Origin of the sequence: Nocardioides flavescens (genome assembly GCF_009823805.1) — a bacterium.
GTDB classification, from domain to species: Bacteria; Actinomycetota; Actinomycetes; order Propionibacteriales; family Nocardioidaceae; genus Nocardioides; species Nocardioides flavescens.
Genome location: NZ_WUEK01000002.1, coordinates 63,456 through 81,247, shown reverse-complemented (window position 1 = coordinate 81,247; position 17,792 = coordinate 63,456). Strand labels below are relative to the sequence as shown.

The window sequence follows — 17,792 nt, the reverse complement described above, 5'->3', positions numbered from 1 at the left end:
GAGTAGAGGGTCGCGGACCTCTGACGCGGGCCAGGCGTCAGGACGGGGTCAGTTGGTCGAGCCGTAGTCGATGGCCGGCGCGTTGACGCTGACCGGCGTCTTGTCGGGCGCGGTGGTCTGCGAGTTCACGACACCCACGACGGTGACGGCGGCGACGGCGCCCCCGACCAGCATCGAGACGAACGTGGTGATGACAGTGCCCACAGACAGTCCTCCTCAGAACGGGTTCCAGGTTACACGTCGCGAGGTCGTTCCCGCACGCCCCGGCGAGGCGGGCGCCGGCCGCGCCACCACGCCCCGCGACGGACCGCGACGAGCGCGACCGAGCCGACCGGCAGGGCGAGGAAGAGCACCCAGGCGAGGCCCATGACCACGACCCACGCGATCGGGACCTCACGGACCTGCACGTGGTGGAGCGAGACGACGCGGAGCCCCTCGGACGGGCCCGTCCCGTCGAGGAGCACGTCGCCCGCGACCGCCGGCGCTCGCTCAGCGCCCGGCGCGGCGAGGTCCGTGACGACGGCTCCGATGCCGATCGCCGCCAGCCCACGTGCGCGCAGCTCCGGCGAGGTGGCCGCCAGCGCTCCTGCCGCGGACGCGACCCGCGGGTCCTCGCCCGCGAGCGGGACGCCGTCGACCACCAGCACGTCACTGGCCACCACGCTGGATCCGGGGTCGCGCGCAAGGTAGCGGGCGAGCGGGTCCAGGACCGGGCGGCCGCCGTTCCAGACCGGTGCGCGGTAGCTGCTGAGCGGCAGCAGGAGGACGTCGCCCTGCCCGTCGGCCAGGAGGTCCCGTGCCTCGGCGTACGCCGCGGGGAGGGTAGTCGGCCTCAGCGAGCCTCCGGCACCCCAGGCGAGCGAGGGCAGGAGCGCGACGGGCAGGAGCACCGCAGCGACGGCGAGCACGACGCGTGGTGGGCCCTGCAGGCGGCGCAGGACCAGCTCCACCCCGGAGCCGACGAGCACGGCCAGGAGCGGGGCACACAGCACCAACGGGCGGGCTCCGTCCCGGATGACCCCCGCACCCGGCACGTGGGCCGCGGCCCAACCGACGACGCCGGGCGCGGCCCAGGTCAGAAGGGCCAGTCCGGCCCCGACGCACCAGCAACCGACGAGGGCGGTGCGCAGCGGACTCGACGTCCGCCGCCACCAGACGCCGGCGCCGGCCGCGGCCAGGCCGCACAGCACCACGAGCGCCGCCCACCCGAGCAGCCCCGTCCGCTCGAGGGGAACGACGTCGGCGTTCCAGATCCCGCCCAGGGTCAGCGCGGCCAGCGGCGCCGGGACGCCCCCCTCGCGGTGCAGAGCGAAGACCTCGGCCGCGCGCGGATCCGAGGTGGCATCGGCGGCGTGGAGCAGCCCCGACGCGATCCACGGCGCGTTGGCGGCGACGACGAGCAGCAGAGCACCGCCCAGCCGACGACGGCCAGCGTCGTGCAGGGAGAGCAGCAGCCCGACGGCCGTCACCAGCCCCGCGCTCGCGCTCAGGCTGCCGAGGGGAAGCAGCACCAGCAGGAACGGCGACAGCCGGCGACGCCCCGCCCAGTCGCGAGTGCCGAGCACCACCCACGGCAGCACCGCGCAGCCCACGAGCACGGGCCACTGGCCCATCAGGAGCCGCTCGAGCACCCAGGCGTTCCAGACGTACAGGGTCACCGCCGCGAAACGAGCCACCGTGGCAGCCGCCGGTCCGAGCAGGCGCGCGACCCCGAGCCCTCCCCCGGCCAACCCGCAGAACAGGACGAGCCGTTGGAGCAGCTCGCCGCGCACCGCCTCGTCGAGAACCGCGACGACCGCGTCCGACGGCACCGCACGGGGCAGCCCGGAACCGAAGCCGAGCGCGTCACCCGACAAACGCAGGTCGGGCACCCAGACCATGTCGCGCAGCTCGAGCGCACCGGGTGCGAGCGCCGGTCCGAGGGTCACCGCCGCGAGGAGGACCGACCAGGCGACGAGGGCGACCTCCTCGACCCGACGCCGGCTCACCCTGCAGATCCAACCACTGCGCCCGCCGCGCCACGGACACGACCACCCCCGCCGCGACGCTCTCGATCCCGCTCCACAGGCCAGGGCACCGTAGGCTGCCCCCCCGTGACGAAGATGGCCACCGAGACGACGCAGAAGCTGCGCAGCGGCGCCGTGGTCGCGGTCGCGATGGCCGTGATGAACGTGTCGGTCTACGCCTACACCGTGCTCGTGGCGCACAGCATCGGCAAGGCGCCCTACGGCGCGTTCTCGGCGCTGATGGGTCTGCTCCTCGTCATCAGCGTGCTGTCGCTGGGCCTGCAGGCGACCGGCGCCCGCCGGATCTCCGCCGCCCCCCACCAGGTCGCCGCCATCGAGCGCGTCGTGCTCGGCGTGGGGTTGCGCAGTGCGGTGGTGCTGGGTGGCCTGTGCCTGCTCGCGGCGCCGCTCATCAACGGGCTGCTGCGCCTCGAGAGCCTGCCGACCGCGCTGCTCGTCGGCGTGACGGCGTTCCCCCTCACCTACATGGGCGCCCAGCTCGGCGTGCTGCAGGGCGAGGAGCGCTGGGTGCCGCTCGCGCTGGTCTACCTCGCCCAGGGTCTCGGCCGCATCGGGCTGGGTGCCGCGCTGATCGTGTTCCGCCCCACGGAGTTCGCGGCGATCCTCGGGGTCGCGGCGGGTGCCTGGGTGCCCGTGGTGATCGCGTGGTTCGCCCTGCGCCGGCCCCGGGCCAGGTCCGAGCACAGCGAGGGCCACCCCGGTCTCGAGCTGCTCCGCGAGGTCGGCGTGAGCAGCCAGGCACTGCTCGCCTTCTTCGCCCTCTCCAACCTCGACATCGTGCTGGCCCGGGCGACCATGCCCGACGACCAGGCGGGGCTGTATGCCGCCGGGCTGATCCTCGTCAAGGCCGTGCTGTTCCTGCCGCAGTTCGTCGTCGTGCTGGCGTTCCCGGCGATGTCGAAGCGCCCCGACGTGCGCACGATGGTGCCGGCGCTCGCGGTGATCGCCGTGCTGGGGGCCCTCGGTGTGGCCGCGACGGCACTGCTGCCCGACCTCGCCCTGCTCTTCGTCGGGGGCGACGACTTCGCCGAGGTCTCCGGCGACCTGTGGAAGTTCGGCGTCGTCGGCACGCTGCTGTCGATGATCCAGCTGCTCGTCTACTCCGCCCTGGCGCGGCGCCAGGGTCGCGCCGCGGTCGTGCTCTGGACCGCGCTCGCGGTGCTCGTCGTCGGAGCGTTGTTCGTGCACACCGCGCCGTCGCTGGTGCTGCTGGTCGCGACCATCGACGCCGTGCTGTGCGCGGCGCTGCTCGTCATCGCGCTGATCAGCAGCCGCGAGGATGCGCGGGAGCCGGCCGGCAGCGCGACCGCCTGAGCCCGCGACCTCCGGGACCGCCGGGGCCGTGCCTCAGTGGGCGGCCTCGTGCCAGCTGCGCCCGGTGCCGACGGACACGTCGAGGGGCACCTCGAGGTCGGCCGCGGACCCCATCTCGCGGCGCACCAGCGCGTCGAGCGCCCCGCGCTCACCCGGCGCGACCTCGAAGACGAGCTCGTCGTGCACCTGGAGCAGCATCCGCGACTCGAGGCCCTCGGCGCGGATCGCCCGCTCGACGTTGAGCATCGCGATCTTGATGAGGTCGGCGGCCGAGCCCTGGATCGGGGCGTTGAGCGCCATCCGCTCGGCCATCTCGCGGCGCTGGCGGTTGTCGGAGGTCAGGTCGGGCAGGTAGCGCCGGCGCCCCATGATCGTCTCGGTGTAGCCGCTGCGCCGCGCCTGGTCGACGATGCCGCCGAGGTAGTCGCGGATGCCGCCGAAGGTCTCGAAGTACTCGTCCATCAGCCCACGGGCCTCGGCCGGGTCGATGCCGAGCTGTCCCCCGAGGCCGAACGCCGAGAGCCCGTAGGCCAGGCCGTAGTTCATCGCCTTGATCTTGGCGCGCATCTCGACGGTGACCGCGTCGGCCGGCACGTCGAAGACCCGTGCGGCGGTGATGGAGTGGAAGTCGCGACCGGAGCGGAACGCCTCGATGAGCAGCGCGTCCTGCGACAGGTGCGCCATGATCCGCATCTCGATCTGGCTGTAGTCCGCGGTCATCAGGCACTCGAACTCCTGCCCCGCTCCCCGGCCCACGACGAACGCCTCGCGAATGCGTCGACCCTCCTCGGTGCGGATCGGGATGTTCTGCAGGTTGGGGTCGGTGCTCGAGAGCCGTCCGGTGGCCGCGATCAGCTGGTTGAAGGTGGTGCGGATGCGCCCGTCGGGAGAGACGGTCTTGAGCAGCCCCTCGATCGTCGAGCGCAGCCGGGTCACGTCGCGGTGGCGCAGCAGGTGCAGCAGGAACGGGTGCTCGGTCTTGACGTACAGCGCCTGCAGCGCGTCCGCGTCGGTGGTGTAGCCCGTCTTGGTGCGCTTGGTCTTGGGCATCTCGAGCTCGTCGAAGAGCACGACCTGCAGCTGCTTGGGCGAGCCGAGGTTGATCTCCTTGCCGATCACCGCGAACGCCTCGTCGGCGGCCTTCTTCACCTCGGCGGCGAAGTGGTCCTCCAGTGCGCTGAGGTGGTCATCGTCGACGGCGATGCCCGTGCGCTCGAGCTGCGCGAGGAGGTCGACCAGCGGCAGCTCGATCTCGGTCAGCAGCCGGGTGCCGCCGCGCTCCTCGAGCTCGTCGTCGAGCGCGGCCGCGAGGTCGAGCACCGCTCGAGCGTGGAGCATCTCGGTCTCGCCCGCCGCCGGCCCGGACGGCGCGGCGTCGCCGTCGAGGCCCTCGAGCGAGAGCTGGCCGTCGTCGGCGGGTCCCTGGCGCAGCTCACGCTTGAGGTAGCGGACGGTGAGGTCGGCGAGGTCGTAGGAGCGCTGGTCGGGACGCGCGAGGTACGCCGAGAGGGCGGTGTCGCGCTCGAGCCCCGCCAGCGGCATGCCCCGGGCGGCGAAGGCCAGCATCGGACCCTTGGCGTCGTGCAGGACCTTGGGCCGCTCGCGGTCGCGCAGCCAGACGGCCAACGCCTCCTCGTCCTCGACGCTCAGAGCGTCGGTGGTGACGTAGGCGGCGCCCTCCTCGGTCGCGAACGCGATGGCGGTGAGGTCTCCCGTGCCGGCCCGCCAGTGCCCGACGGGGTGGACCCCGACCCGCTCGCCGGTCGAGCCCTGCTCGGCGAGCCACCCCGCCAGCTCGCCCTCGCCCAGGACCCGCATGGAGACGTCGAAGCCGGACTCGTCGATCTCCTCCTCCTCGGTCGGGATGGCCTCGATCAGCCGGGTGCGGAGCACCTGGAACTCGAGGCCGTCGAAGAGGGTGTGGACCTTCTGGCGGTCCCAGGACTCCCAGGCCAGGTCCTCGGGCCGCCGGGGCAGGTCGAGATCGGTCACCAGGGCGTTGAGCTGGCGGTTGCGAATCACGTCGCCGAGGTGCTCGCGCAGCGCCTCGCCCTTCTTGCCGGTGATCTTGTCGGCGTTGGTGATGACGCCGTCGAGGTCGCCGTACTGCTTGATCCAGCGCGCCGCGAAGCCCGGCCCGACACCCGGCACCCCGGGCAGGTTGTCGGAGGTCTCCCCCACGATGGCCGCGAGCTCGGGGTACTGGTGCGGCGGCACGCCGTACTTGTCCTCGACGTAGGCCGGCGTCATGCGGGCCAGGTCGGAGACGCCCCGCATCGGGTAGAGCACGGTCGAGCGGTCGGTGACCAGCTGGATCGAGTCGCGGTCCCCGGTGAGGATGAGCACCTCCTCGAACGCCGCGCCGTCGGGTCCGTCGGCGAGCGCCTGGGTCACCAGCGTCGCGATGACGTCGTCGGCCTCGTAGCCCTCCTTCTTGAGGAAGGGGATGCGCATCGCGTCCAGCACCTCCTCGATGAGGGGCAGCTGGCTCGAGAACTCGGTGGGGGTCTTGTTGCGCCCGGCCTTGTACTCGGCGTACTCCTCCATGCGGAAGGTCTGGCGGGAGACGTCGAAGGCCACCGCGACGTGGGTCGGCCGCTCGTCGCGCAGCACGTTGATGAGCATCGAGGTGAACCCGAACACGGCGTTGGTGTGCTGCCCCGTCGTGGTCGAGAAGTTGTCGACCGGGAGGGCGAAGAACGCGCGGTAGGCCAGTGAGTGGCCGTCGAGCAGCAGGAGCTTGGCGGGGGCGTTCTCGGGCACGACGTCACCCTAGTCGCGGCCTCCGACAGGCCGCCGCGGGCTCAGGAGTCGGCGGACGCCGCGTCGGCGGCGCGACCGCGCTGCTGGCGGCGCACCGCGAGCACCTGGCCGATGGGGCGCCGGCCCGGCACCCGCTCCCGGGTCGGGGTGAGCGCGGTGAGCTGGGCCCGCACGAGGTGCGTGCTCGAGACCCGCAGCACCGCGCGGGGCCCGAACGACAGCCGGGCCATGAACCGGTTGCCGGCGCGCGACGACGACGGGGCGGCCGTGGCGATCGTGTCGACGCCGAGCTCCTCGGCCCAGCCGACGGCGGCCTCCATCAGGGCCCGCCCGACGGCTCGGCGCCGGAAGGTGGGCAGCACGTGCGGCGACAGAGCCTGCACGGTGGGCTCGAGGTTGATCGGGCTCAGGGTCGCGAGCCGCAGCAGCACCGCACCGGCCGCCTCACCGTCGTACTCCGCGACGAGGAGGCGCTGCTCGGGAGAGCCCGCGGCCTCCTTGACGACGAGCTCGAGGTCGCGCACCTGCTCCTCGCGCTCGGCACGGCGCAGCGTGTCGGCCCAGAGGCAGACCAGGAACGGCACGTCCCCGACGGTGGCCTCGCGCAGGACCACGTTGGTGCGGCTCACCGACGTCCCTCCTCCACACCACGGCCGGGAGCGTCTCCCGGACAGGGCGAGACTACGCGCCCCCGGACCCCGCGAGCGACCCGTCGACCACACTGTGCGCAACCCGCTCACGCACCCGTCCGCCGTACAGCCCAGGAGTCACATGCCGCCCGGAGTCGCCACGCTCGTCAACGTCGCGACGGTCCTGCTGGGCGCGGGCGCCGGGGTGCTGCTGGGCAACCGGCTCCCGGTGCGCACCCGCGAGCTCGTCACCGACGCCCTGGGTCTGGTGACACTCCTCATCGCGGCCACCTCCGCCCTCTCGGTGACCGCGCCCGAGCTCGCGTCCGAGGTGGGCTCCAGCGCCCCGGTGCTCATCGTCCTCGGCTCCCTGCTCCTCGGCGGGATCGCTGGCTCGCTGCTGCGCCTCGAGCAGCGCGTCGAGGGCGTCGGCGCCTGGCTGCAGCGGCGCCTCGCGGGCGGGTCCGGCTCGGCGGAGCGCCAGCGCTTCGTGGAGGGGTTCGTCGTCTCCTCCCTGGTCTTCTGCACCGGGCCGCTGACCATCCTCGGCTCGCTCAACGACGGTCTCGGCAACGGCGGTGACCAGCTGCTGCTCAAGTCGGTCCTCGACGGGTTCGCGGCGATCGCCTTCGCCGCGTCGTTCGGCTGGGGCGTCGCCGCCAGCGCCGTCACCGTCGTCGTCGTCCAGGGGTCGCTCACCCTCGTCGGGCTCGCGCTCGGCGACGTGCTCCCCGACGCGCACCTCGCGGCGATCACCGCGACGGGTGGCCTGCTGCTGGTCGGGGTGGCGCTGCGCCTGCTGCGCATCCGCGACGTGCCCGTGGCCGACCTGCTGCCCGCGCTCCTCGTGGCGCCGCTGCTGGTCGAGGTCGCCGCAGCCGTGCACTGACGAGCGCACCGACCCGCGCACCGGCCCGTGCACCGGCCCCCACGTAACGGTTTGGTGACGACAGTGTTCGGGACGGTGTCGAGGGCGGTTCCGCCCTTACGCTCGCCCTGCTGTGCCCGACTTCCGGGGGTCCGGGCCGCGGTGAAGTGCACTCACACCACAGAAAGGTTCACGACGTGAATCGATCCACAACCGCTTCCTGGGTGAAGCTGATGGCGGGTACGGCCGCCCTCAGCATGGCCCTGGTCGCCTGCGGCTCCGACGACGGCGGCGACGAGGGCGCCGGCAGCGAGGAGTCCTCCTCCGCGGCCAGCCCGTCCGAGTCGAGCTCCGAGTCCGCCGGCACCGCCTCGTTCACCAACGACGAGTGCGCCTCCGGTGCGTCCAGCGCCGACTCCTTCGTCGCCGGCGGCATCCTGCCGCTGACCGGCAACCTCGCCTTCCTCGGCCCGCCGGAGATCTCGGGCGTCGGCCTCGCCGTCTCCGACATCAACGCCGCGGGCGGCGTCAACGGTGTCCAGGCCTGCCACGACATCCTCGACTCCGGCGACTCGACCGACCTGTCGATCTCGACCGCGTCGGCCAACACCCTGGTCTCGCAGAAGCCCTCGGTCGTCATCGGTGCCGCCTCGTCCAGCGTCTCGCTGAACTTCGTCGACACCCTCACCGACGCCAAGATCACCCAGGTCTCCCCCGCCAACACCGCGGTCGACCTGTCCGGCTACTCGGACTTCTACTTCCGCACCGCCCCGCCGGACGGCGTCCAGGGCTCGGCCCTCGGCACCCTGATCTCGCAGGACGGCTACACCAACGTCGGCTTCCTGGTGTTCAACGACACCTACGGCACCGGCCTGCGCAACGCCGTCGAGCAGACCATCACCGACGCCGGTGGCTCCTGCGTCTACGGCTGCAAGGGCGACGGCGACGAGTTCCCCGCCGGCCAGACGACCTTCTCCGCCGAGGTCCAGGCCGTCACCGCGGCCAAGCCCGACGCCATCGTCATCATCGCCTTCGACGAGACCAAGTCGATCGTCCCCGAGCTCGCCGCGTCGGGCTTCGACATGTCGAAGACCTACTTCACCGACGGCAACCTCTCCGACTACAGCGCGGACTTCGAGGAGGGCACCCTCGAGGGCGCCCAGGGCACCCTGCCGGGCGCCGACCCCGACCAGGACTTCAAGGACAAGCTGTCGGGCTGGTACGAGGCCGCCAACGGCGAGGCCCTGAAGGACTTCTCCTACGGTGCCGAGTCCTACGACGCCACCATCCTCGCCGCGCTCGCTGCGGCCAAGGGCGGCGCCAACGACTCGCAGACGGTCCAGGCCAACTACCGCGCCGTCTCGGGTGAGTCCGAGAACGCCGAGGAGTGCAACACCTACGCCGACTGCCTCGCTCTGATCGAGGAGGGCTCGGACATCCGCTACGCCGGTCCGTCCGGCATCGGCCCGATCGACGACGAGAACGACCCGTCCTCGGCGTTCATCGGCATCTACCAGTACGGCGCCGACAACAAGTACACGCTCACCGGCACCGTCGAGGGCACCAAGTGACCTCAGCTCCACCCCCGGCTCGCAGCTGAGCCACCGCGCCACCCAGAGGCCCCGGACCACACGGTCCGGGGCCTCTGTGCGTCGCCCGGGTGGGACGTTTCCCCGGTCAGCCGGGGAAAGGTGCTCCTGCGGATCGAGATTTCGCACACCAGGTGCACGGACTGCCCCCCGAGCAGCACCGCGCTCCGTCACCGGCCCCGGGGCGGCAGCGTCCGCGAGAGTGGCCACGAGCTGTCCACAGCCGTCGACGTCAGCACGTCCCTCCACACCCCGCGGGGAGCGGCCGCCGTCCAGCCTCGCCGAGGGGCAGAGTCGCGGTCGTGATGCGCTGCCCCGTCGACGACGCTCGGATGTCTCCCATCGTGCTCCGTCGCGAGCTGATCGACGAGGGAGTGCCCCACCGCGCGATCCTGCAGATGCTCTCCTCGGGAGCACTCGAGCGGGTGAGGCACGGCGCGTACGTCGACGGCGCGACCTGGCGAGCGTCGGACGAGATGACGCGGCACCGACTGCGTGCCCGCGCTGTCCTCCGCCAGGCCCGGACTCCGGTGACGCTGTCGCACCTCAGCGCCCTGGCCGAGTGGGACGTGGCCCTGTGGGACGTCGACCTCACCACGGTGGACCTCACCCGTCTCGACCGGCGCGCCGGTCGACACGAGGCCGGCGTTCGTCAGCACCACGGTCGCCTGCCCGCCGACGAGGTGGTCCACCTCAACGGGATCGCGGTCACCACGGCGGCTCGAGCGGCAGTCGAGTCGTTGCAGGTGCTCGACGTCGAGCGAGGCCTCGTTGCAGTCAACGACATCCTGCACCGACGCCTGGCCACGGCCGAGCAACTGGGCCAGGTCCGACAACGGATGGACCACTGGCCGCACTCGTTGACGGCGGACCTGGTGCTCAGGCTCGCCGAGCCGGCCTGCGAGTCGGCCGGCGAGTCACGCGTGCTGTTCGTCTGCTGGAAGCAGCGGCTCCCGTTCCCCACAGCCCAGTACGCCGTCTACGACCGATTCGGACGCTTCCTCGGCCGGGTCGACTTCGCCTGGCCCGAGCACCGGCTGTTCCTGGAGTTCGACGGCAAGGTGAAGTACGAGGGGCTCCTGCGGCCCGGTGAATCGGCGAGCGACGTGGTGGTCCGTGAGAAGCGTCGTGAGGAGCGCATCGTCGAGGCGATGGGCTGGCGATGCATGCGCGTGACCTGGAGCGACCTGTCCCACCCCGAGCGGCTCGCGGGTCGCATCCGCTCGCTCATCGCCGCCCAGGCCAGCTGAACGCAGCCAGCTGCATCGGTGGTCTCAGGGGGCAGAGCGTGCACCCGGGGGCCGACATTCCGACCCCCGGGTGCACCTTTCCCCGGCTGGCCGGGGAAACGTCCGGGGCCCGACTCGCATCGGGCCCCGGACGTGCCCTCAGTGGGCGGTGTCGCCCTTGGCCTCGTCGACGTCCTGGGCGAGCGTGCCGAGGTAGAGCTCGATGACCTTGGGGTCGTTGGCGAGCTCGCGGCCGGTGCCGGAGTAGGCGTCGCGCCCCTGGTCGAGGACGTAGCCGCGGTCGCAGATCTGCAGGCAGCGGCGGGCGTTCTGCTCGACCATCACCACGCACACACCGGTCTTGTTGATCTTGCGCGTGCGCAGGAACGTCTCGTCCTGACGGACCGGCGACAGCCCCGCCGACGGCTCGTCGAGCAGGAGCACCGACGGTTCCATCATCAGCGCCCGGGCCATGGCGAGCGACTGGCGCTCACCGCCCGACAGGGCCCCGGCCGACCGGCTGCGGCGCTCGTGGAGGTTGGGGAACAGGTCCCACATCGCATCGAGCCGCTCGCGCAGCTTGGCGGGACGCAGGAAGAGACCCATCTGCAGGTTCTCCTCGATGGTGAGCGAGGGGAACACGTTGTTGGTCTGCGGCACGAAGCCGACACCCATCTCCACCAGCCGGTTGGCCCGCAGGTTGGTGATGTCGCGATCGCCGAGGTGCACGTTGCCCGAGCGGATCTTCACCAGCCCGAACATCGCCTTGAGCAGCGTCGACTTGCCGGCGCCGTTGGGGCCGATGATGCCGATCATCTCGCCGGGGTAGGCGACCAGCGAGCACCCGTTGAGGATGTTGACGCCGGGCAGGTAGCCGGCCACCAGGTCCTTGGCCTCGATGACCGCCGTCCTGTTCTGGGTCGTGCCTTCGGTCTGGACGCTCACGCCTTGCCCTCCTCGCGCTCGGTCTCCTCGGCAGCGACCTCCTGCTCGAGACGCTCCATCGTCGCGTCGTCGAGCAGGTCGTCGTCCCCGAGGTCGGTGTCGTGGTGCGCCCCGAGGTAGGCGTCGATGACGGCGGGGTTGGACATGACGGTGTCCGCGGCCCCCTCGGCGACGACCCGGCCCTCGGCCATGACCACGACCCAGTCGGAGATGTGTCGTACGACGTGCATGTCGTGCTCCACGAACAGCACGGTCATGCCCTCGTCGCGCAGGCTCTGGATGTGCCCGAGGAGCGACTGGGTCAGCGCCGGGTTCACCCCGGCCATCGGCTCGTCGAGCATGATCATCTTCGGGTCGCTCATCAGCGCCCGGGCCATCTCGAGGAGCTTGCGCTGGCCGCCCGAGAGCGAGCCGGCGAAGTCGGCACGCTTCTCGTGCAGCTTGAACCGCGCGAGCAGCTCGAGCGCCTTCTCCTCGATCTGCTTCTCCTCGCCGGCCCAGAACGGGCGGAACAGCGCCTTGGCCAGGCTCTCCCCGGCCTGTCCCTGGGCGCCGAGCATCATGTTCTCCATCACCGTCATCCGGCTCAGCGACTTCGTGAGCTGGAAGGTGCGGACCATCCCCGACCGTGCGACCGACGAGGCCGACGTGCGGTTGAGGGCGCGGCCGTCGAACTCCCAGTGCGCGCCGTGACCGGCCGAGGTCGGCTTGTCGAAGCCGGTGATGAGGTTGAAGAACGTCGTCTTGCCGGCGCCGTTGGGGCCGATCAGCGCGGTGATGACGCCGCGCTGGACCTCGAGGTGCTCGACATCGACGGCGGTGATGCCGCCGAACTGACGGGTGATCTTGTCGACCTTCAGGATCGGGTCGGCCTTGGCCGCACCCGGCTCCGGCGTCACCGTCGACATGAGGCGGCGACGCTCCGCCGGGTCGGCGAGCGCTCCCCCTGTGCTCCCAGTGGTCGGCGTGGTGGTCTCAGACATTGAACCGGAGCTCCCTCTTGTCACCCAGGATGCCCTGTGGACGGAAGATCACCAGCAGCATGAGCGCGACACCGACGACGATGAAGGCGAACTGCTGGGTCTGCTGGTTCGACATGAACCCGATCGGGCTGCTGCCGTCCTGCAGGTAGGTCTGCGAGACCGCGATGACGAACGCGCGGCCGACGTAGAAGATCAGCGATCCGAGCACCGGACCCCAGATCGTGGCCGCACCGCCGAGCAGCAGCGCGGTGTAGCAGAAGAAGGTCAGCGTGCGGCCCATGGAGTCCGGCTGCACGGTGGCCGGCAGGACGTACATCATGCCGCCGAGGGCACCGAACAGACCGCCGATGACCAGCGCCTGCATCTTGATGGCGAAGACGTTCTTGCCGAGCGAGCGCATGGCGTCCTCGTCCTCGCGCACCCCGCGCAGCGCGCGGCCCCACGGGCTGCGGGTGAGGCCGAGCAGCAGCAGGACGCTGAGCCCGACGACCGTCCACGCCACCGCGGTGAACCACAGGCCGTTGGCGCCGGTGTTGCGCTGGGTCACCGGGACGAGGAACAGCGCCAGCAGCGCGGCGACGACCACGGCGCCGACCATCGCCCCGGTGCGGGCCGCGCCGGTCAGCGCGACCTTGCCGCGGGCGATGCGCACCAGCAGCACGATCAGGGCGATCACCACGACCCAGCCGATCAGGCGCACCACGACCGAGCCGCCGGCGACGTCGGTGTAGTTGAACGGCAGCAGCGTCGTGCTGCCGTCACCGAAGAAGGACAGGTTGGTGAACGGCGCGCGGTACTGGCTGCCGGGGATGCCCTGGGCGCCCTTGGTGAGGTCGGTGAGCCAGCCGATGCCGACCGAGCGCCCGACGTACCTGATGATCTCGGCGGCCGAGATCGTCACGATGGCGAGGTAGTCGCCGCGCAGCTTGAGGGTCGGCACGCCGAGCACCAGCGCGAAGACCAGCGCGAGCGCGAGCCCGATCAGGATCGCGAAGAACATCGGCACGCCCTGCGTGATCGAGATCGCGAAGCCGTAGGCCCCGAGGAGCATGAACGCCGACTGACCGATGTTGAGCAGGCCGGTGTAGCCGAAGTGGATGTTGAGGCCGATGACGGCGATGGCGACGGCCGCGGTCTGCGGGTCGATCGCCACGCGCATCATCGCGCCGAGGATGTTCTGGATGTCGTCCATCTGAGTTCTCTCTCCTGCTTCCTCGGACCTCAGCCGACCCGTTGCGCTCGTCCGAGCAGGCCCTGGGGCCGCACGAGCAGGAGCAGGATGAGGATGAGGAGCGCGGCGGCGTACTTGAAGTCACCGGGGATGACGAGCGGCGACATCTCGACGACGAGGCCGATGACGATGGAGCCGATGAGGGCACCGAAGGCGGTGCCGAGGCCACCGAGGGTGACGGCGGCGAACAGCAGCAGCAGGATCTGCAGACCGGTGTCCCACTTGATGCCGTTGACGACGAGGGCGTAGAGCATGCCCGAGAGGCCGGCCAGGCCCATCGCCACGGTCCAGACGAGCCGGATCACCTTGTCGGTGTCGATGCCGGAGGCCTGGGCGAGCGCCGGGTTGTCGGAGACGGCCCGCGTCGCACGACCGATGCGGGTGCGCAGCAGCGCGAAGCCGACGGCGATGAGCACGACGACCGCGATGGCCATGCAGACCAGCGACGTCACCGTCGTGCGGATGGGGCCGAGCTCGACCGAGGTCGCACTCTCGACCACCACGCGGACGGTGCGCGAGCCGACGAAGTACTGGAAGGCGTACTGCATCGCCAGCGACAGACCGATCGTGACGATCATCAGCTGGGTGAGGCCGAGACCGCGGCGACGCAGCGGTTGCCACAGCAGCCGGTCCTGCCCGTAGCCGGTCGCGGCGCAGACGATGACCACCAGGAGCCCGGCGAGCCACAGCGGCAGGCCCATCACGTTGGCGAAGCCGTAGCCCACCATGCCGCCGAGGGTCACCTGTTCGGCGTGGGCGAAGTTGGAGATGCCGGTGGTGCCGTAGATCAGGGACAGACCCACCGAGGCGAGGGCGAGCAGGAGGCCGAGGCGCAGGCCGTTGAACGCCGACTGCACAGCCTCCTCGAGCTTGCTGGTGCTGTCGTCGTAGTCGGCAGCGCGGACGGTCAGGGTCGCGGCCCGGGTCTGACCCAGGGCGACCGTCACCTTCAGGGCGCCGTCGGGGCCCTCCAGCGTCGGGTTCGACGGCGGGCGCAGCTCGGAGCCCTTGGGCAGGGTCTCCGGGTCGACGCCGACGAGGTACTCACCGGCCGCGTCGACCTGGAAGGAGAACTTGCCGTCCTCAGCCGTCGTCTGGCTCTCGGTGGTGCCGTCGGGCTTGGTGAGGACGACGTCGACGTCCGCGATCGGGTCGGAGCGGCTGCCCATGGTCCCGGCGATGCAGGCGGTCTCGTCCTTCTTGGGCACGCACAGGGTGACGGCGTCGGCGGACCGGCTCGTGACGAGCAGGAGCAGCGGCGCGACGAGCACCAGCAGGAGCGTGACCGCGAGGCCTCGTGCCATGGCTCCGAGAGGAGCACGTGGTCGAACCATTGATCAGGAGTCCTTCCTCACGGGCACCCGGCCGGATGCCGCCCCGCAGTCTAGGGGTGCGAACTGCCGATTGCGCCAGCGCGAACCGGCGGGATCTCGCGGGAAACCAGACCGTTATCGGACTGTCACACGACGCGGGAGAGGAGTAGCCCCGCAGCACGGGGCACCACGCCCCGGGGGGTGGCTCGCCGCGTCAGGCGCCCGCGAGACCGGGACCGTGCTCGACGACGCCCTCCGCCACCTGCCGCATCGACAGGCGCAGGTCCATCGCGGTCTTCTGGATCCAGCGGAACGCCTCGGGCTCGGTGAGTCCCAGCTGCTGCATCAGCAGGCTCTTGGCGCGCTCGACCGCCTTGCGGGTGGCGAGCTGATCGGTCAGTCCGGAGACCTCGGCCTCGAGCTGGGTGAGCTCGGCGTAGCGACTCAGGGCCATCTCGATGGCCGGCACCAGGTCGGCCTGGGTGAACGGCTTGACGAGGTAGGCCATGGCGCCGGCGTCACGGGCCCGCTCGACGAGGTCGCGCTGGCTGAAGGCGGTGAGGATGACGACCGGGGCGATCCGCGCGGCGGCGATCTGCTCGGCGGCGGCGATGCCGTCGAGGACGGGCATCTTGACGTCGAGGATCACGAGGTCGGGACGGTGCTGCTCGGCGAGCTCCACGGCCGTGGCCCCGTCGCCGGCCTGTCCCACGACCTCGTAGCCCTCCTCGGTCAGCATCTCGGCGAGGTCCATGCGGATCAGCACCTCGTCCTCGGCCACGACGACCGTGCGCGGCGACGTCGTGCGCGCAGTGCTGATCGGGTGCTCGCTCACGTCCTGAAGGCTAGGACATCGCGGCGCGGCGACGCCGCCCGTCCCACGGCGTCATCGCCTGGAGGTGACGGCGCCCACGCGGGCGGCGACGCGGGCGGCCGCGGCGAGCTCTGCCCGCGCCTCCAGCCACGTGTCCACCTCGGCCCGCTCGAGACGGGCACGGGAGCAGGCGGTGGCCGCGACCCGCGCGTTGGCGACGGCACCGCGCTGGCTGCGCCGAGCGCAGGCGTCGACGAGGCCCCACCAGGGGGCGGACACGAACGCCGTCAGACTCACCTGGCAAAGTCTAGTGAACTGATCGACTTCTGTCGACAGCGAGCGGCTCCGGTAGCCTCGCGCCGCGGAGGTCCCGGTACTCCAACGGCAGAGAGAATGAGCTCAAACCTCATCCAGTGTGGGTTCGAATCCCACCCGGGACACTCAGCGGCACCATCGGCACCATCGGCACCATCGGCACCGGCTGCTCAGCCGCGGCGGTACGCCGGAGCCACCTCGTTGATGGCGTCGCCCATCCGGTGCACCCGCAGCGCGTTGGTCGAGCCGGGGATGCCGGGGGGTGCGCCCGCGATGATGACGACGAGGTCGCCCTCCTGGACCCGGCCGATCTGCAGCAGCTGCTCGTCGACCTGACGCACCATCTCGTCGGTGTGCTCGACCGAGGCCGTCTTGAAGGTCTCGACGCCCCACGACAGGGCGAGCTGCGAGCGGGTCTGCGCCTCGGGGGTGAAGGCCAGGATCGGGATCGGGCCACGCAGGCGCGACATCCGGCGCGCGGAGTCACCCGTGGTCGTGAACGCGACGACGTACTTCGCCTCGACCCGCTCGGCCACCTCGCCGGCGGCCTTGGTGATCACGCCGGACTTGGTGCGCGGCTCGAAGGGCAGGGCGCGCAGGGTGCCGACCTCGTGCTGCTCGAGGGCGTGGGCCTCGGTGGCCTGGATGATGCGCGCCATCGTCTCGACCGTGTGGACGGGGTACTCCCCCACGCTGGTCTCACCCGAGAGCATCACGGCGTCGGCGCCGTCGAGCACGGCGTTGGCGACGTCGCTGGCCTCGGCGCGGGTCGGCGAGGGGCTGGTGATCATCGACTCGAGCATCTGCGTGGCGACGATGACGGGCTTGGCGTTGAGCCGGGCCCGGTCGATGATCGTCTTCTGCAGGAACGGCACCTCCTCCATCTGGCACTCCACGCCAAGGTCGCCGCGGGCGACCATGAAGCCGTCGAAGGCCTTGATGACCTCGTCGAGGTTCTCGATGGCCTGCGGCTTCTCGATCTTGGCGATGACCGGGCGCATGACGCCCTCCTCGCGCATGATCCGGCGCACGTCCTCGGCGTCCTTGCCGTCGCGCACGAAGCTCAGCGCGACGAAGTCGACGGGCAGGCGGAGCGCGAAGCGCAGGTCCTCGACGTCCTTCTCCGACATCGCGGGCACGGAGACGGCCACGCCGGGCAGGTTGATGCCCTTGTGGTTGCTGACCTTGCCGGCCACGAGCACCTCGGTGACCACGTCGGTGCCGTCGACGACCTCGAGGACGCGCAGGCGGACCTTGCCGTCGTCGATGAGCAGCGGGTCGCCGGGGGCGACGTCGCCGGCCAGACCCTTGTACGTCGTACCGGAGATCTCGTCGTTGCCGTCGACGTCGCGGGTGGTGATCGTCCAGCGCTGGCCGCGGCGCAGCTGCACGGGACCGCCGGAGAAGCGCTCGAGGCGGATCTTGGGGCCCTGGAGGTCGGCGAGGACCGCGACCCCGTGACCACTGGCGTCGGAGGCCTCGCGGACCAAGCGGTACGACTCGGCGTGGTCGGCGTGGTCACCGTGGCTCATGTTGAGCCGCGCCACGTCCATCCCGGCGTAGACCAGCTCGCGGATGCGCCGTTCGGAGCTGGTGGCGGGGCCGAGGGTGCAGACGATCTTCGCTCTTCTCACACCCCGAACCCTACTCACCCTTGGAACGTTCCAACAGGAGCCCGGGCCGCCGACACGACGTTCGACGAGCACCGCCCGATCGACAGTCGAACATCCGGACCACTCCGGGCGGCACGGATGTTCGACTGTCGAGGAGTC

The 17,792-nt window shown here is 71.3% G+C and carries 15 protein-coding genes and 1 tRNA gene; 5 read left to right on the top strand and 11 right to left on the bottom strand.

From position 1 onward, the window contains the following. Window positions 1-48: 48 nt before the first annotated feature. Entirely contained in the window at window positions 49-204 is a 156-nt protein-coding gene (locus tag GRQ65_RS03100; protein ID WP_160875093.1) for a hypothetical protein, read from the bottom strand. A 29-nt stretch (window positions 205-233) separates the two neighbouring features. Beyond that, on the bottom strand, window positions 234-1,988 hold the full coding sequence (locus GRQ65_RS03095; RefSeq protein WP_160875091.1) for an MmpA family trehalose lipid delivery protein: 1,755 nt from the start codon (window positions 1,986-1,988) through the stop codon (window positions 234-236). Between the two features lie 114 nt (window positions 1,989-2,102). Here GRQ65_RS03095 and GRQ65_RS03090 point away from each other — a divergent pair, with 114 nt between their 5' ends. Continuing rightward, window positions 2,103-3,341 carry an MATE family efflux transporter gene (locus GRQ65_RS03090; protein WP_439331844.1) on the top strand — a complete coding sequence of 413 codons (1,239 nt, stop codon included), beginning with the start codon at window positions 2,103-2,105 and terminating at the stop codon, window positions 3,339-3,341. Between the two features lie 33 nt (window positions 3,342-3,374). On the opposite strand, the gene polA is transcribed toward GRQ65_RS03090, so the two are convergent. Together polA and GRQ65_RS03080 are read right to left on the bottom strand one after the other, a co-directional pair. Further along, a complete protein-coding gene (gene polA / locus GRQ65_RS03085) occupies window positions 3,375-6,104 on the bottom strand; it encodes a DNA polymerase I (RefSeq protein WP_160875087.1) in 2,730 nt (909 codons plus the stop codon). A 41-nt stretch (window positions 6,105-6,145) separates the two neighbouring features. Next, window positions 6,146-6,733, bottom strand: coding sequence for a GNAT family N-acetyltransferase (locus tag GRQ65_RS03080; protein ID WP_337191444.1), 588 nt, complete (start codon window positions 6,731-6,733; stop codon window positions 6,146-6,148). Window positions 6,734-6,875: 142 nt separating this feature from the next. On the opposite strand from GRQ65_RS03080, the gene GRQ65_RS03075 reads away from it, so the two are divergent. The 3 genes from GRQ65_RS03075 (at window position 6,876) to GRQ65_RS03065 (ending at window position 10,440) form a co-directional block, all read left to right on the top strand. Beyond that, entirely contained in the window at window positions 6,876-7,622 is a 747-nt protein-coding gene (locus GRQ65_RS03075) for a DUF554 domain-containing protein (RefSeq protein WP_160875085.1), read from the top strand. A 176-nt stretch (window positions 7,623-7,798) separates the two neighbouring features. After that, window positions 7,799-9,172 (top strand): ABC transporter substrate-binding protein, encoded by a 1,374-nt coding sequence (locus GRQ65_RS03070; RefSeq protein WP_202387282.1) that lies wholly within the window; start codon window positions 7,799-7,801, stop codon window positions 9,170-9,172. A gap of 350 nt (window positions 9,173-9,522) precedes the next feature. Beyond that, window positions 9,523-10,440, top strand: a complete 918-nt coding sequence (locus GRQ65_RS03065) for a type IV toxin-antitoxin system AbiEi family antitoxin domain-containing protein (protein WP_160875083.1) — start codon at window positions 9,523-9,525, stop codon at window positions 10,438-10,440. A gap of 138 nt (window positions 10,441-10,578) precedes the next feature. On the opposite strand, the gene GRQ65_RS03060 is transcribed toward GRQ65_RS03065, so the two are convergent. From GRQ65_RS03060 to GRQ65_RS03035, 6 genes are all read right to left on the bottom strand, one after another. Then, complete coding sequence (locus GRQ65_RS03060; protein ID WP_337191443.1) at window positions 10,579-11,364, bottom strand: ABC transporter ATP-binding protein; 786 nt, start codon at window positions 11,362-11,364, stop codon at window positions 10,579-10,581. Further along, window positions 11,361-12,347: an ABC transporter ATP-binding protein gene (locus GRQ65_RS03055; protein ID WP_160875081.1), complete on the bottom strand. Its 987-nt coding sequence runs from the start codon at window positions 12,345-12,347 to the stop codon at window positions 11,361-11,363. The genes GRQ65_RS03060 and GRQ65_RS03055 overlap by 4 nt, the downstream gene beginning before the upstream one ends. Further along, window positions 12,340-13,539 (bottom strand): branched-chain amino acid ABC transporter permease, encoded by a 1,200-nt coding sequence (locus tag GRQ65_RS03050; protein WP_160875079.1) that lies wholly within the window; start codon window positions 13,537-13,539, stop codon window positions 12,340-12,342. The genes GRQ65_RS03055 and GRQ65_RS03050 overlap by 8 nt, the downstream gene beginning before the upstream one ends. Before the next feature lie 29 nt (window positions 13,540-13,568). Continuing rightward, window positions 13,569-14,882, bottom strand: coding sequence for a branched-chain amino acid ABC transporter permease (locus GRQ65_RS03045; protein ID WP_202387280.1), 1,314 nt, complete (start codon window positions 14,880-14,882; stop codon window positions 13,569-13,571). A gap of 223 nt (window positions 14,883-15,105) precedes the next feature. Beyond that, the gene (locus tag GRQ65_RS03040; RefSeq protein ID WP_160875077.1) at window positions 15,106-15,726 is read right to left on the bottom strand and encodes a response regulator; all 621 of its coding nucleotides are present in this window, start codon (window positions 15,724-15,726) and stop codon (window positions 15,106-15,108) included. A gap of 51 nt (window positions 15,727-15,777) precedes the next feature. Then, on the bottom strand, window positions 15,778-16,002 hold the full coding sequence (locus GRQ65_RS03035; protein ID WP_160875075.1) for a hypothetical protein: 225 nt from the start codon (window positions 16,000-16,002) through the stop codon (window positions 15,778-15,780). Between the two features lie 70 nt (window positions 16,003-16,072). Between GRQ65_RS03035 and GRQ65_RS03030 the strand changes: the two genes are divergently transcribed. Then, window positions 16,073-16,145: transfer RNA gene (locus tag GRQ65_RS03030), tRNA-Leu, on the top strand. Window positions 16,146-16,190: 45 nt separating this feature from the next. Here the strand turns inward: GRQ65_RS03030 and pyk are convergent. Further along, a complete protein-coding gene (pyk, locus tag GRQ65_RS03025; protein WP_160875073.1) occupies window positions 16,191-17,654 on the bottom strand; it encodes a pyruvate kinase in 1,464 nt (487 codons plus the stop codon). Between the last annotated feature and the right edge of the window lie 138 nt (window positions 17,655-17,792).